The organism is Methylobacillus sp. MM3, assembly GCF_001645185.1.
In the GTDB taxonomy this organism is placed as follows: Bacteria; Pseudomonadota; Gammaproteobacteria; order Burkholderiales; family Methylophilaceae; genus MM2.
This window is the reverse complement of the sequence record NZ_LXTQ01000040.1, coordinates 165,744-180,113: the sequence shown is the minus strand read 5'-3', so window position 1 is coordinate 180,113 and position 14,370 is coordinate 165,744. Positions and strand designations below refer to the sequence as shown.

Below are 14,370 nucleotides of genomic sequence, written 5' to 3'. Positions count from 1 at the left end.
AAAGCCCGCGGATAATCAAAACCATCATACGGGAGGAAGAAATGAAGAAAGTATTGCTTGCCTGGCTCGCTTTATTTGCATTGACCGCCGCATCCCTGGTTTACGCTGAAGATCTGCCTGAGATTCCGGCAGACGACAGTTCGGTAGAGCTTCCCCCGATGACTGACCCGGCTTCCGACGCTGGCGAAGCAAGCTGATCGACAGCTCGGTAATTGCATAAAAAAAGCGGAAGCTGCTGCTTCCGCTTTTTTTATGCTCGCGAATGGCGAAGCCAGGCATCATCAATCGAAAATAACCGTCTTGTTCGCATACAGCAGAATCCGGTTTTCGATGTGCCAGCGCACGGCACGCGACAGCACCACCTTTTCCAGGTCCCGCCCCTTCTGGATCAGATCTTCCAGTTGGTCACGATGCGACACGCGAGCAATGTCCTGCTCGATGATCGGACCTTCGTCCAATACTTCCGTCACGTAATGGCTGGTCGCGCCGATCAGCTTCACGCCGCGCTCATACGCACGGTGATACGGCTTGGCGCCCACGAATGCCGGCAGGAACGAGTGATGGATATTGATAACGCGCTTTGGGTAACGTGCAACGAAATCGGGTGACAGCACCTGCATGTAGCGCGCCAACACGATGAGATCGATATTGTGCTTGTCCAGCAGCTCGAACTGCTGTGCTTCGGCCTGCCCCTTGGTGTCCTTGGTCACCGGAATGACATGGAACGGAATCTGGTAGAACTCGGCCAGACGCGCGGTATCCGGGTGGTTGCTGATGATCAGCGGGATGTCGCAGGCCAACTCGCCGCTTTGATGGCGATAGAGCAGATCGGCGAGGCAATGGTCATACTGCGACACGAAAATCGCCATCTTTGGCTTCTGCGTTGCCAGCTTGAGCTGCCATTGCATCTGGAAACGCTCGGCGATCGGCGCGAAATGTTTTTCGAAGTCCTCAACCGGCAGGCCGAAACCGTTGAGATCCCACTCTACGCGCATTAGGAACAGGTTGAGTTCGCTATCCTGGTGCTGGTCGGCGTGAAGGATATTGGCGTCGTGCCGATACAGGAAGTCGGCAATTGCGGCGACCAGACCTTTGCGATCCGGACAATTGATCAGTAGCGTGGCGGTATGTTTCATCATTCTCTGGCACTGCTGCGAAAGCGGGCAATTATACCGATTTCGTGTCCTGTGCTGGGCGGATTGTGGTATCTTTTCCGGCCTGATTCCCGAATTTGTACAGACACTTGAAGAAATCCTGGTTAAGCTTTTTGATAGCCTTCGCACTCCCTTTACTGGGGGTTCTGGCGTGGTGGGGCATGTTTTCATCGGCAAAGATCGACGTTATCGAACGCGGGCCTTATCGCTATGCCTATCTGGAGGCAGAAGGGCCATATTCCAAGCTGGCCTCGAAACGCGGCGAGGTCGACAAGCAGCTGCGCGAGCAAGGCGTGGAACCCGGCAGCGCAATTGCGATCATATTCGATGACCCGAGAGCAACGGAGCGCGACAAACTCCGCGCACGTACCGGCTTCATCATCGGCGAAGACGTCACGCCAAAGGAACCGCTGAAAACCGCCATCCTGCCCAAGCGCAAGGTTGTATCCGCCCGCATTACGGCGCATCCGGTGTTTGCCTACGGCAAGGCTTACAGCGCGTTGCTGGATTACACCGGGCAGCACAACATGACCTTGCACTTGCCTACGGTTGAGCTTTACGATGCCAGTGTACTTATCGTGGAAATGCCCCTGGAGACCAATCCATGAGTTTCCTCTCGCTGCTCGCCGCACTCGTACTGGGTTATTACAGGCCGGAGTCTCAACCGGACTGGTTGCGCAATATTTACCGGCCGTATGCGGCATGGCTCGAGCAGAACTTCAACGACGGCCGCAAGCAGCACGGCATGCTGGCGTGGATTGTCGCAGTACTATTGCCGGTAATTATCGTCGGCGTCGCTTACATCGCGCTTTATCGAGCCAATACCGTACTTGGCGCGCTACTTTCGGTGGCGATTCTTTATTTCGTGTTGCGTGTCGGACGGTTTGGCCACATGCCGGAACGGATATCCAGCAAGCTGCGCGAAAACAAGCTGGATGAAGCACGCACGCTGCTGGAGGAGTGGCAAGGCGGCGATGCACATACCTACGATGCGGCGCATATAGCCAAGGTCGGCATCGAGTCCACGCTCAGGCATGCGCACTACGACCTGTTCGCGCCGATCTTCTGGTTTTTCCTGCTCGGTCCGGCCGGTGCGCTACTTTACCGTTTGGCCTATCTGGTGAAAGTGGAATGGGCTGACAAACATGACGGCTTCGGCGATTTTCCATTGCAGGCCTTCGACTGGCTGGACTGGCTGCCGGCGCGCTTCACCGCCGCGAGCTTTGCCGTCGTCGGCGATTTCGAGGATGCCGTATATTGCTGGCGCACGCAGGCGGCTGCCTGGCCCAACGAGGCGCAAGGCATTATCCTTGCCAGCGGCGCGGGAGCGCTCGGCGTACGGCTGGGCGAAACACTGCCGGCCCAGGGCGTGCTCGAATACCGCCCCGAACTGGGCATGGGCGACGATGCCGATGCCGACTACCTGCAAAGCGCGACCGGCCTCGTCTGGCGCGTACTCGTCGTCATGATGGGACTTTTGCTTTTACTTACCTTTGCCCACTGGTTGGGGAATTGATACAGAACTTATATTTATGAAAGTCGTACTCGCAAATCCGCGCGGTTTCTGTGCCGGCGTAGACCGCGCCATCATCATCGTCGAACAGGCGCTGGAGCGCTTCGGCGCACCCATCTATGTACGTCACGAAGTCGTGCACAACAAGTTTGTAGTCGACGAACTCAAGCGCAAGGGGGCGGTATTCGTTGAAGAGCTGGACGAAATTCCTGCCGGCAACACTGTGATCTTCAGCGCGCACGGCGTTTCCAAGGATGTGCGTGCCGAGGCCGAGGCACGCGGGCTGCGCGTGTTCGATGCAACCTGCCCGCTGGTCACCAAGGTGCACGTCGAGGTCAGCAAGCTGCGCGAAAAGGATCGCGAAATCGTGATGATCGGCCATCGCGGCCACCCCGAAGTGGAAGGCACCATGGGGCAGTCCAAGGAAGGCATGTATCTCGTCGAAACGCCGGAAGACGTGGAAAGCCTGGTGGTCAAGGATCCGCACAAGCTGGCCTTTGTCACGCAGACGACGCTATCGCTGGACGATGCTGCCCGCGTCATTGCCGCACTCAAGCAGCGCTTTCCCGATATCGTCGCGCCCAAGAGCGACGATATCTGCTACGCCACGCAAAACCGGCAGGATGCGGTGAAGATGATGGCCAAGGAATGCGATCTGGTCATCGTCGTCGGCTCGCCCAACAGTTCGAATTCCAATCGCCTGCGCGAAGTGGCACAAAACAACGGCGTCGAGGCCTACATGGTGGATAACGCCAGTCATCTGCAGCAGGAGTGGCTCGTCGGCAAGAGACGCGTCGGCGTCACCGCGGGCGCATCCGCGCCGGAAGTGCTGGTGAAGGAAGTCATTGCCAAGCTGAAGTCTCTGGGCGCTGAAGAAGTGAACGAACTCAACGGCATTGTCGAAAGCGTCGTCTTCCCGCTGCCCAAAAACCTGACCTCCCACGGATGAGCAAAACCATCACCCTCGCGCTGACCGGCGCTTCCGGCATGCCGTATGCGATGCGGCTGCTCGAGTCGCTGCTCAGCGCGGGACATACCGTTTATCTCGTTTACTCCCAGGCAGCGCAGTTCGTCGCCGCGCAGGAAATGGGACTGAACCTTCCGGCCAAAACTTCGGAAGCGCACCGCATGCTGGTCGAGCGTTACCGCTGCCGCCCGGAACAACTGCTGGTCTTCGCACGCGAAGACTGGAACGCGCCGATCGCGTCCGGCACCGGCGCGGCGGATGCGATGGTGGTGTGTCCATGCACCATGGGCGCATTGGCGGCGATTGCCACCGGACTCAGCGATAACCTGATCGAACGTGCGGCGGATGTGATGTTGAAGGAAGGCCGCAAGCTGATCCTGGTGCCGCGCGAAACGCCATTCTCCGCGATTCACCTGGAAAACATGCTCAAGTTGTCGCGCATGGGTGCGGTCATGCTGGTGCCCAACCCCGGTTTTTATCACATGCCCAAGAGCGTGGAAGACATCGTGGATTTCATCGTGGCCAAAATCCTCGACCAGTTGGGCGTAGAGCACCAACTGGTCGAGAAATGGGGCAGCATTGCGCTGCCCAATCTCTGATTCCCTACTCGTAGCGCAAGCGTCCTCGCCTGCATCTCCTCAGTCTGATCGGTTTATTGCAGGCGAGGATGCCTGCGCTACAAGATTATTTCTTCTTTAGCAGGTTATCCAGGCTGCATGCGGTTGGAGACAACGCAGCCAGTGCCAGCAGACCGCCAGCCACGGCCAGCCATTGCATGACGCTCATGCCAAGCGCGAACGCCATGAAAACCGAATAAGCCGCCATCACGAAAGCAAAAAGGCGCGTCTTGAAACCCAGCAGCAACGCCACGCCGCCGACCAGTTGAACCAGTATCATCAACGGGGCAAAAATGCCCGGTAACCCCAGCATGCCCAGTTGCACGCGGAATTGTTCGTAGCCGCCCGGATTATTCATAAACACCATCAACTGGATGACGGTCGCCACGACAAACAGCTGCGCCAGCAGCAGGCGCGCCGCAACGGGAATATACTTGTCCATGCATCGTTCCTCGTAAAACAAAAAGACGGGACATAATGCACGCTTAACCCGGCCCCTGCAATAGCCGAAAAGGAGACTGAAATGCGACTTACACTACTTCTGGCGGCGCTCTGCGGTTTGCTGCTGTCCGCCTGCGACAGGGAAGAACAACCGCCTCCGCCCAAGCTGTTCGAAAGCCAGCGCAATGCGATGGACAAGGCCAAGGGTGTCGAAAACACCTTGCAACGGCAGGCCGACCAGCAGTTGCAGGACATCGATCGGCAAACCCAAGACAGCAGCAAGCAAAGCGAGTGAGTTTTTCCGTTATTGCCGTCGATTGGCTCAGTGCCGGCGCGGCGCTGGCGGAAATACGCCGCCGCGTGTTCATCGAGGAACAGTCCGTGCCCGAAGCATTGGAATGGGACGGGCTGGATGAAAATGCCGTTCATGTATTAGCCAGCGATGACGCAAACCGGCCGATAGGCTGCGCGCGTTTGCTGCCGCAAGGCAAGATCGGCCGCATGGCGGTGTTGCCGGAATGGCGCGGCAGCGGCGTAGGCCGGACCATGCTGGAAACGCTGGTTGCCTTGGCCCGCGCACAAGGGCTACCCGAAGTCAGCCTTTCCGCCCAGACCCATGCGATCCCCTTCTACGAACAAGCCGGTTTTCGGGTCTGCAGCGAGATATATGACGATGCCGGCATTCCGCACCGCGATATGGTGTTGGCGCTAAGCGCTTGATTTGCCGGGCAAGGTGCGTTTCTATAAAATACGCCATTTTCGAAACCCTTCCCAAGGAACAATCATGTCCAACAAGATCATCTTCAAGGCTGGCGAAGCCACCATTTTCAGCGAAGGCAAGGACGTCACCGCCGCCATGCCGGAAATCCTCATCGGCGCCGTCGACGGCCCGGTCGGTACCGCATTCGCCAACATGATGGCGCAGAGCAAGGGCCACACCGCGATGTTCGCCGTGCGCGACATCAACCAGCTGGTGCGCCCCGCGACCATGATGGTGCCGAAAGTCACGCTGAAGGACTCCATCAATATCGAACTGTTCGGCGGCGTGGTTCAGGCAGCAACCGCGGATGCCATTCTGGATTGCGTGATCGAAGGCATCATCCCGCGCGACCAGGTCAACGACCTGTGCATTGTCAGCCTGGTCTGGATCGATCCGGGCTGCGCTGCGCTGGCGAAGGAAGGCAAGCTGGACAAGGCCGACATGTACAAGAACAACTACGAAGCCACCAAGCTGGCGATCAAGCGCGCGCTGAACGATGAACCCTCCATTGAAGAGCTGATCAAGAACCGTCACACCATCAAGCACTGCATGTGGGAAGACAGCTGGGACCAGAAGTAATCGGTCTCCGGAAATGCAAAAGGGCAGCCAGGGCTGCCCTTTTTATTGTACGAAAATCAAACTAGTAATCTGCGCTGCGACCCGTTGAATAACCGGCCGGCACGTCGCCCTGATACTGGCCGCAGTCCTTGCAGAAATGATCGTTCAGCGTCGGGCACAGGATCAAGCGGTCGCTGCCGCAATTATGACAGGCCATAGCAGGAGCCGTCGAAGTGCCATGCTTGGCATCGTGATGCACATGCGCGACCTTGGCACTGCCTAAACCGTATTTGTTGTCCATGGCAAAACTCCATCGTTAAATACGTTCGACGATGAGACAACTCTACACCGATTTCTCGACAAAATTAAGTGGTTTTTATCATGCGAGTTTTTCCAGCAATTTGCGTACCGGTGCAGGCAGCGCAGCACCCAGCGCCTCCTCCCTGTCCAGCCAGAGCCGGCCGTTTTCTTCGGCGTGCAAGGACTTGCTCACATGCACCGGCTGCGGAATGATTTCCAGCCGGAAATGGCTGAAGGTATGCAAAAACGGCGTCATGGGAGCAAGCAGGGCTGGAGCTTCCAAACCGAAACGTTCACGCACGGCTTTCAGCGCATCGGCTTCCGCGTCGATTTCTGGCAGGCTCCAAAGCCCGCCCCAGATACCGGTGGGCGGCCGCTTTTCCAGCAGAATTTCGTTTCCCGAAAGCAGCAGCAACATGACCGTCTTTTTTTCCGGAATCGTTTTGCGGGGCTTTGGAGTCGGCAGTTCTGCCACGCGGCCTTCGGCATGCGCAACACAGGCATCGACATAAGGGCACGCCGGACAGGCTGGTTTGCTGCGTGAGCACAGCGTCGCGCCCAGATCCATGATGCCTTGCGTATAGGCCTCCATGCCTTCTTCCGGCAGCAGGGTCTCGGCCAACGTCCACATGCGCTTTTCCACACTCGGCTGGCCGGGCCAGCCATCGATGCCGAAACAGCGCGCGAGCACGCGCTTCACGTTGCCGTCGAGGATGGCGTGGCGCTGGCCGAAAGCAAACGAGGCAATCGCGGCGGCAGTGGAACGTCCGATGCCGGGCAATGCTTCGATAAGTTCGACCTGCTGCGGAAAGCGGCCCTCATGCTGGCTCATGATCTGCTTCGCCGCAGCGTGCAGATTACGGGCGCGGGAGTAATAACCGAGGCCGCTCCAGTGTTCCAGCACATGATCTTCGCTTGCCCCGGCAAGCGCGGCGATATCCGGAAAACGCGCCATGAAACGCTGGTAATAGGGGATGACGGCGGAGACCTGGGTCTGCTGCAACATGATTTCAGACACCCAGATCGCATACGGGTCGCGCGTGTTCTGCCAAGGCAAATCGTGACGGCCGTGCGTCTTTTGCCAGGCGATCAGGTGCTGGGCGAAATCATTCATGGGATGATGGAAATCGGTCATGCGCAGGAGTAAATTGGTTTTCCGGTCATCATACTGGAGCTCGTCATGAAAATACTGCCTATCCTATTGCTGACGCTCGCGTGTGTTCTCTCGGGCTGCGCCTCGGAGCCCGGCCCAGGCCCGGTGCCAGGCCATGAAAGCCAATATTAGCTAGAGTCCCAACAGTTCGTTCAGCTTTTTCTTCGCCTTTTCTTCGGGCGTGAGCTTGGGCTTTTCTGCTGGGGCTGGCGCCGGAGCGGCCTGCTGTTCGGCAGGAGGTGTAGTCGAGCCCTCCTGCTGGGCAGGAGCAGGTGCCGGTTGCTCGGCAGGTTTCTTCTTGCGATCCAGCAAGCCCTTCAGCGCCTCCTCCTTGTTGCCTTCCAGCAATTGCTGCAATGGCTCGGCCTTGGTGCCTTTGAGCAGATTCTTCTTGGCGATTTCGGTACCTATCGCGGCAAAATCGAAACCGTATTTGGGCGCGGAGAAAGGCCCTGTGACTTTCACCGGGAAAGTCAGCCCGTTAAGTGCATCCATCTCGGCACCGCCCTGGCCTTTTGTGGTATTCACCACTGTGGGGCGCGCGGTGTAATTCAGCATCGAATTGCCGATGTCGATATCGCCGCTGCCGGTCACGCGCAGCAACGGAGATTTCATGCTGAGATCCTCGTTGTGCGCCACGCCCTTGGCGATCTTGAAACTGGCGGTCATTTCGCTGAAATCGGTTTTCTTTCTCTGGTCGGCACCCAGTGTGTTGCCGCTGAAATTGAGTTTATTCTTGATGTCGCGAATCGTCCCGGCGATGTCCACCCCCTTGACCGCGCCGTCCGCGAGCCGAATCGCTGCCGTACCCCCGAGCGCCTTCTTCAATGCCAATACGGTGTTGCCGCTGGTTTTCACGTCCACCGCCAGCGTACCCTTGCCTTCCAGCATGTCGTTCTGGATGGCGTCGACCAGCAGCGGGCCGATGCTGATACCTTTCATGTCCTGCTTGAAAGCGATGGCCGGCGTTGACCGGGCATCCACGCTCAGCGTGCCATCCATGCTGCCGTCGTAGAGATTGGCGGAAAACGGTGCCAGATTCACCAGGCCGTCATTGGCCTTGAGGCCGATATTCACATTGCTGGTTTTCACATTGGCCAGCTTGAGCCAGCCCAGCTTGGCACTGCCGCTCGCATTCAGGTTTTTGAGCGCAGTCAGATCGAGCGGCTTGTCTTCCGTGCTGCCGCTCGATTTGGCTTCGCTCTTGGTGATGTAGCGGTCGGCATCCAGCTTGTCGATGTTCACGTTAAAACTGAAAACAGGCTTCTCAAAGCGTGTAATGCCGAAATTGGCGTTGACTTGGCTATCGTCCACTTTCGCGGAAAAGGGCGCTATGTCCAGCTTGCGCCCATCGGATTTGAGGTCGATGCGGATGTTGGACGAATTGATCTTGCCGTACTTGAGGCTGCCGATACGCAAGCTGCCATCGGCATTCAAAGCCTTCAGCGCGGTCAGATCGAGCGGTTTGTCGTCCTTGGGCTTGTCCGCCGTTTTGGCGCCAGGATCCTGGGCGGCATAGCGGTCGGCGTCGATACGGTCGATATCGAGATCGAAGGTATACAGTGCGCGCTCGAACTGGCTGACGCCGACGCGGCCCTTGATGGTGCTGTCATCGAGCTTCAACGAGAGCGGGCTTACCACCAGCGTCTTGCCATCAGCCTTGATCTTCGCGGTCAGATTGCTGACGCGGTATTTGTCGTACAGCAGCGCGCCGATGTTGATCGAGCCGTCGGCGAACACCGTCTTGAGGAAGGACAGGTCGGCAGGCTTGTTGTTGTCGGCGGCAGCCTTGGGCTTTTCCTCTTTCTTCTGATTGGCACCCAGCAGCTTGTTGAGGTCGAGCTGGTCGGCCGTCAGGTTGAATTTCACGTTGGATTGCTTGAAGCCGGCCACGCCGATATCGCCTTTGAGGTTGCTGCCGTCGATGTTCATGGCGAGGCCGACCGCGGCTTTTTCCTGCTTCACATCCAGGTGGGTGTTGAGGTTGAAGCCGATCTTGGCGGCGCCATTAGGCAGCGACGGATCCTTGACGTCCACGTTGCCAGCGAGCTTGGGCAGATCGAACACCAGTGTTTCTAGATTGCCCTTGAACGGCGAGCTGAACTTGCCTGACAGGCTGCGCTTGCCCTGCCTGCCGGAAATGTCGCCGGAAATGCCGGAGCTCTCGAATGCTTTGGGCGAACCCTTCATGTCGGCGATCACCAGCTTGGCGCTCATCGTGTCGTCGCCCTGGCTGCGCGTGACGTCGAGCTTCACGTCATCACCGCTCACTTCATCTTTCTGCGCCAGCAGTTTGGGCGCGTCCAGCTTCACATCAAGCTTTTGCGCATCCTGTGTCGCCTTTACGGCCAGCTTGAGGCCGTCCACGACATATTCATTCGTTTCCGGCTTGGCGTCCACGTCGCCCGCCAAGGTCAGATCGACATCGCGCAGCGAAGTCACCGTGCCCTGCAACGCCAGCGCCATGCCCTTCACACCGTACTGCTTCTTCTCGGTATCGGCCAGCAGAGTGCCCTTGAATTGCATTTTCGCATCAAGCACCGGGTTATCGCCGGCAATATGGAACTTGGTATCGACATCGACAGGCTCGTTCTTGGCCACGTGCCCGGTTTCCAGCTGCATGTCGCTCAGCTTGAAATTGCGATTGCCCATCTCGTCGGTCAAGCTCACCGACGCATCGGAGACCTTGATGCCATCGATGTCGAACTTGAGCTCTTGCGGCTCTTCTTCTTCCTTGGAAATCAGGTCGTCGAAGTTCGTCGTGCCGTCCTTGTAGCGCACAATGTTGGCACGTACGCCATCGACGTGGATAGTGTCGATCACCAGCTCTTTCTTGAGCAGCGGCAGCACCGCGACGAACACCTTGGCGCTGTTGATGGAGGCGAATTCCTTGTCGCCGTTGTGTTCGGACAGGGATACCTTGCCGAGATCGGCGCCCAGCTTGGGCCAGAAGGCGAGCTTGATGTCGCCTTCGATATTGAGCGTGCGCTGTTTCTTTTCCTTGACGAGGTTGACGATCAAGGGCTTGTAATCGTTAGGATCGAAAGTCGCCGCCAGTATGCCGGCACCCACCAGCGCCAGTCCGACGATGCCACCGACACCATAAAGCGAATATTTGAGGGCTTTATTCATTCTGATCTTCCTCAATCGAGCGTAATTTATTCAGTTTAGCACCGGCTTACCACTTGAAATAGGCGAGCGCTTCCTGACCAAAAAACCACAGCGCAACGAAAAACGCGCCGAAATACAGTACCGTGAACGCCAGCCAGAAAAAGGCGATGAATACCATCAGGCCGTCCTCTTCCAGCTCACCGATGCCATAGAACAGAATCGCCAATGCCGGCAGCACGTTGTTGAACGGCAGCACGCCGAACGGAATTGCCATCAGCACACCGCCCGACAGCAGGATGAATCCGCCGATTTTTTGCCCCTTGCGCCCGGTCACCAGCCCGGTATGCCGCGGCCGCGTGAATTTGCGGCAGAACCCAAGTATCTTGAGGCAGACATTGACCAGGATGCGCCAGCTTTTCTCGCTAAACTCGATCGACTGCATCTTCTGCGGCAGCATCGGCGATTCGTGACCGCGCATCAGCTGCCACCCCAGCGTGGCGAATGCCAACCCACCAAGAACCGTAATCGGCCCCAGCGGTACTGGCTGCACGAAAGGCAGCACCAGGATAATTGCGATGAAAGCATAAGCTGCTTCATCCAGTGAGTCCAAAGCCTCGCCCAACGTCAGCGGACGCTCTTTGGATTGATCCGCAAAGCGGTGCAGCGTTTTAACAAGGGTGTCGTAGTCGCACAAGGAATGGTTACTCGGTTATTTACTCGAAAAATACGCCAGCACGATCAGGCCGAACACGATGCGATACCAGGCAAAAATGCGGAAGTCATGGTTGGATACATATTTGAGCAGGCCGCGCACCATGAGCAATGCGCTGAAGAATGCGGTTATGAATCCGACAGCAAAAACCGGAATGTCGTTCGCATGCAACAACTCCCAATTCTTGAAAAGATCGTAACCGGTGGCGGCGAACATGATGGGAATCGCCAGAAAAAATGAAAACTCCGCCGCTGCCTTGCGCGACAACCCGAACACCACGCCGCCGAGGATGGTGGCGCCGGCACGCGACACACCGGGGAAGAGCGCCATGGATTGCGCGAGGCCGATCTTGAGCGCGTGCTTCCAGTCCATGTCATCCACCGTCGCGGTATCGAATTCGGGCTTGTATTTCTCGATGAGCAGAATGGCGAAACCGCCCAGTATCAGCGCCATCGACACAGTCAGCGGCGTGAAGAGATAGGTCTTGATGATGTCGTGAAACAGCACGCCCAGAATTGCCGCCGGCAGGAAGGCCAGCGCAATATTGACGAACAGCCGCTTCGATGCAGGCTCCCCCACATTTGCAACCACATGCCCCAGCCGCGCCCGGTATTCCCAGCAGATCGCCAGAATCGCGCCAAGCTGGATGACGATCTTGAAGACCTTGTCGCGCTCGGAATTGAATTGCAGGAGATCGCCGACGATGATGAGGTGACCGGTGCTGGAAATGGGGAGAAATTCGGTAGCGCCTTCGACGACGCCGAGGATGAAAGCCTTGATGAGAATGAGAATATCCATACAGAGGTTCTATTATCCGGGGTAAAGGTTACAAGGCCGCGTCAATCATGCGGGCGAATTGGGAGTGGTGGCGCGTTCCAGACGCTCCAGCCACTGCAGGGCGTGCGTGCGGGTTTCGCCGCACATTTCCTCCGACGGTCGCAAACCGCCGCAAAAAGCCGGCCGCTCGGGCTGGCCGAACACGGCGCAGCGATTATCTTCGGTAAGCTGTACGCATCGCACGCCTGCCGGTTTGCCGTGCGGCATGCCCGGCAGGGGCGAATGGATGGAAGGCGCGATGCAACAGGCACCGCAGCCCTCCCGGCAAACAACGGCTTTCATTTCAGCGAGCATTCGAGCGAAGACAGGGCGAAGGCGCGCCCAGAGCGGCAAGCGGCGGCCTCGCGGTGTACGCTCGAACGAAACTGAAATCAGACCTTTTGATAGACCTCGGAGCCCTTCTTAACAAACTCGATCGCCTTTTCCTGCATGCCCTTGGCGAGCGCTTCTTCTTCGCTCACACCCTGCGTGGCAGCATAGTCGCGCACGTCCTGCGTGATCTTCATCGAGCAGAAATGCGGGCCGCACATGGAACAGAAGTGTGCCTGCTTGGCGCCTTCCTGCGGCAGGGTTTCGTCGTGGAATTCCTTGGCTTTTTCCGGGTCGAGGCCGAGATTGAATTGGTCTTCCCATCTAAATTCGAAGCGTGCCTTGGACAGCGCGTTGTCGCGGATTTGCGCGCCGGGGTGGCCCTTGGCGAGGTCGGCAGCGTGCGCGGCGATCTTGTAGGTAATGATGCCGACGCGCACGTCTTCCTTGTCCGGCAGGCCCAAATGCTCCTTCGGTGTCACGTAGCACAGCATCGCGCAGCCGTACCAGCCGATCATCGCGGCGCCGATGCCGGAAGTGATGTGGTCGTAGCCGGGAGCGATGTCGGTGGTCAGCGGGCCCAGGGTGTAGAACGGAGCTTCGCCGCAGTGTTCCAACTGCAGGTCCATGTTCTCCTTGATCAGGTGCATCGGCACATGACCGGGGCCTTCGATCATGCACTGTACGTCGTGCTTCCACGCGATCTGCGTCAGTTCACCCAGTGTCTTCAGTTCGGCGAATTGCGCCTCGTCGTTGGCGTCATAAATAGAACCCGGACGCAGACCATCGCCCAGCGAGAAGCTGACGTCGTAGGCCTTCATGATTTCGCAGATATCTTCGAAATGCTCGTAGAGGAAGGATTCCTTGTGATGCGCCAGGCACCACTTGGCCATGATGGAGCCGCCGCGCGAGACGATGCCGGTCATGCGCTTGGCAGTCATCGGGATGTAGGCGAGACGCACGCCGGCGTGGATAGTAAAGTAATCCACGCCCTGCTCGGCTTGCTCGATCAGCGTGTCGCGGAAGATTTCCCAGGTCAGGTCTTCGGCCTTGCCGTCGACTTTTTCCAGCGCCTGGTAGATAGGCACTGTGCCGATAGGCACCGGGCTGTTGCGGATGATCCACTCGCGCGTTTCGTGGATGTTCTTGCCGGTGGACAGATCCATCACCGTGTCGCCGCCCCAGCGCGTGCCCCACACCATCTTTTCGACTTCTTCGGAGATGGAGGAACCCAGCGCGGAGTTGCCGATGTTGGCGTTGATCTTCACCAGGAAGTTGCGGCCGATGATCATCGGCTCGATTTCCGGGTGGTTGATGTTGAGGGGAATGATCGCGCGGCCGCGGGCGACTTCGTCGCGCACGAACTCTGGCGTGATCAGCTTGGGCGTTGCGGCGCCGTAGTTGTTGCCGGGGTGCTGCTTCAGGATCAGCTCGCTCATGTTCTCGCGGCGCTGGTTTTCGCGGATCGCGATGTATTCCATTTCCGGGGTGATGATGCCTTGGCGCGCATAGTGCATCTGCGACACGTTACGGCCGGCCTTGGCACGGCGCGGCGGGCGGGTCAGGTTGAAACGCATTTCGGCGAGAGCCGGATCGGTCTTGCGTTCATGGCCGTACTTGGAAGTCGGGCCAGCCAGCACTTCAGTATCGCCGCGCTCTTCGATCCACTTGGCGCGCAAGGCCGGCAGGCCGTTGCGGATGTCGATGTTGACGTCAGGATCAGTGTAAGGGCCGGAGGTGTCGTACACCACCACCGGCGGGTTCTGTTCCGCGCCGAAAGCCGAGGGCGTGTCGGACAGGCTGATCTCGCGGAAAGGCACGCGAATGTCCGGACGGCTGCCGGTGACATAGACCTTACGCGATTTAGGAAACGATTTGGTCGCATCCGCGTCGAGCTCGGCGGAAACGTTGAGGAATTTGGGATTGGCGTTCATTCGG

17 protein-coding genes are annotated in these 14,370 nt (G+C 58.0%); 8 read left to right on the top strand and 9 right to left on the bottom strand.

The features are described from left to right. Nucleotides 1–41 precede the first annotated feature (41 nt). Nucleotides 42–197, top strand: coding sequence for a hypothetical protein (locus tag A7976_RS15195; protein ID WP_165601737.1), 156 nt, complete (start codon nucleotides 42–44; stop codon nucleotides 195–197). Between the two features lie 84 nt (nucleotides 198–281). On the opposite strand, the gene purU is transcribed toward A7976_RS15195, so the two are convergent. Beyond that, nucleotides 282–1,136: a formyltetrahydrofolate deformylase gene (purU, locus tag A7976_RS11245; protein WP_067112050.1), complete on the bottom strand. Its 855-nt coding sequence runs from the start codon at nucleotides 1,134–1,136 to the stop codon at nucleotides 282–284. A gap of 179 nt (nucleotides 1,137–1,315) precedes the next feature. On the opposite strand from purU, the gene A7976_RS11240 reads away from it, so the two are divergent. Genes A7976_RS11240 through A7976_RS11225 form a run of 4 tightly spaced genes read left to right on the top strand, consistent with a single transcriptional unit; the run spans nucleotide 1,316 to nucleotide 4,233 of the window. Beyond that, a complete protein-coding gene (locus A7976_RS11240) occupies nucleotides 1,316–1,762 on the top strand; it encodes a GyrI-like domain-containing protein (RefSeq protein ID WP_082878104.1) in 447 nt (148 codons plus the stop codon). Next, the gene (locus A7976_RS11235) at nucleotides 1,759–2,670 is read left to right on the top strand and encodes a CobD/CbiB family protein (protein ID WP_067111650.1); all 912 of its coding nucleotides are present in this window, start codon (nucleotides 1,759–1,761) and stop codon (nucleotides 2,668–2,670) included. The genes A7976_RS11240 and A7976_RS11235 overlap by 4 nt, the downstream gene beginning before the upstream one ends. A gap of 16 nt (nucleotides 2,671–2,686) precedes the next feature. Continuing rightward, nucleotides 2,687–3,616, top strand: a complete 930-nt coding sequence (ispH, locus tag A7976_RS11230; protein ID WP_067111646.1) for a 4-hydroxy-3-methylbut-2-enyl diphosphate reductase — start codon at nucleotides 2,687–2,689, stop codon at nucleotides 3,614–3,616. Then, nucleotides 3,613–4,233: a flavin prenyltransferase UbiX gene (locus A7976_RS11225; RefSeq protein WP_067111645.1), complete on the top strand. Its 621-nt coding sequence runs from the start codon at nucleotides 3,613–3,615 to the stop codon at nucleotides 4,231–4,233. Before ispH ends, A7976_RS11225 begins: the two co-directional genes overlap by 4 nt. An 85-nt stretch (nucleotides 4,234–4,318) precedes the next feature. Here the strand turns inward: A7976_RS11225 and A7976_RS11220 are convergent, their stop codons facing one another. Beyond that, the gene (locus tag A7976_RS11220) at nucleotides 4,319–4,693 is read right to left on the bottom strand and encodes a DoxX family protein (RefSeq protein ID WP_067111642.1); all 375 of its coding nucleotides are present in this window, start codon (nucleotides 4,691–4,693) and stop codon (nucleotides 4,319–4,321) included. An 81-nt stretch (nucleotides 4,694–4,774) separates the two neighbouring features. Between A7976_RS11220 and A7976_RS11215 the strand changes: the two genes are divergently transcribed. The 3 genes from A7976_RS11215 to fae all read left to right on the top strand — a co-directional run bounded on the left by A7976_RS11215 (nucleotide 4,775) and on the right by fae (nucleotide 6,031). Further along, on the top strand, nucleotides 4,775–4,987 hold the full coding sequence (locus tag A7976_RS11215) for a hypothetical protein (protein WP_067111639.1): 213 nt from the start codon (nucleotides 4,775–4,777) through the stop codon (nucleotides 4,985–4,987). Further along, complete coding sequence (locus tag A7976_RS11210) at nucleotides 4,984–5,412, top strand: GNAT family N-acetyltransferase (RefSeq protein ID WP_067111635.1); 429 nt, start codon at nucleotides 4,984–4,986, stop codon at nucleotides 5,410–5,412. The genes A7976_RS11215 and A7976_RS11210 overlap by 4 nt, the downstream gene beginning before the upstream one ends. Nucleotides 5,413–5,476: 64 nt before the next feature. Beyond that, nucleotides 5,477–6,031, top strand: coding sequence for a formaldehyde-activating enzyme (gene fae, locus A7976_RS11205; RefSeq protein ID WP_067111632.1), 555 nt, complete (start codon nucleotides 5,477–5,479; stop codon nucleotides 6,029–6,031). Nucleotides 6,032–6,092: 61 nt separating this feature from the next. On the opposite strand, the gene A7976_RS11200 is transcribed toward fae, so the two are convergent. The 7 genes from A7976_RS11200 to thiC all read right to left on the bottom strand — a co-directional run bounded on the left by A7976_RS11200 (nucleotide 6,093) and on the right by thiC (nucleotide 14,366). Further along, a complete protein-coding gene (locus A7976_RS11200; protein WP_067111629.1) occupies nucleotides 6,093–6,311 on the bottom strand; it encodes a hypothetical protein in 219 nt (72 codons plus the stop codon). Nucleotides 6,312–6,389: 78 nt separating this feature from the next. Next, the gene (gene mutY / locus A7976_RS11195; RefSeq protein ID WP_067112047.1) at nucleotides 6,390–7,424 is read right to left on the bottom strand and encodes an A/G-specific adenine glycosylase; all 1,035 of its coding nucleotides are present in this window, start codon (nucleotides 7,422–7,424) and stop codon (nucleotides 6,390–6,392) included. Nucleotides 7,425–7,595: 171 nt separating this feature from the next. Next, complete coding sequence (locus tag A7976_RS11190) at nucleotides 7,596–10,595, bottom strand: AsmA family protein (protein ID WP_067111626.1); 3,000 nt, start codon at nucleotides 10,593–10,595, stop codon at nucleotides 7,596–7,598. 46 nt (nucleotides 10,596–10,641) lie between these two features. Continuing rightward, a complete protein-coding gene (locus A7976_RS11185; protein ID WP_067111624.1) occupies nucleotides 10,642–11,268 on the bottom strand; it encodes an exopolysaccharide biosynthesis protein in 627 nt (208 codons plus the stop codon). A 15-nt stretch (nucleotides 11,269–11,283) separates the two neighbouring features. Then, nucleotides 11,284–12,084, bottom strand: coding sequence for an undecaprenyl-diphosphate phosphatase (locus A7976_RS11180; RefSeq protein ID WP_067111621.1), 801 nt, complete (start codon nucleotides 12,082–12,084; stop codon nucleotides 11,284–11,286). A 45-nt stretch (nucleotides 12,085–12,129) separates the two neighbouring features. Next, entirely contained in the window at nucleotides 12,130–12,405 is a 276-nt protein-coding gene (locus tag A7976_RS11175) for a YkgJ family cysteine cluster protein (protein ID WP_205633503.1), read from the bottom strand. 89 nt (nucleotides 12,406–12,494) lie between these two features. Next, the gene (thiC, locus tag A7976_RS11170) at nucleotides 12,495–14,366 is read right to left on the bottom strand and encodes a phosphomethylpyrimidine synthase ThiC (RefSeq protein ID WP_067111615.1); all 1,872 of its coding nucleotides are present in this window, start codon (nucleotides 14,364–14,366) and stop codon (nucleotides 12,495–12,497) included. Nucleotides 14,367–14,370: the final 4 nt, after the last annotated feature.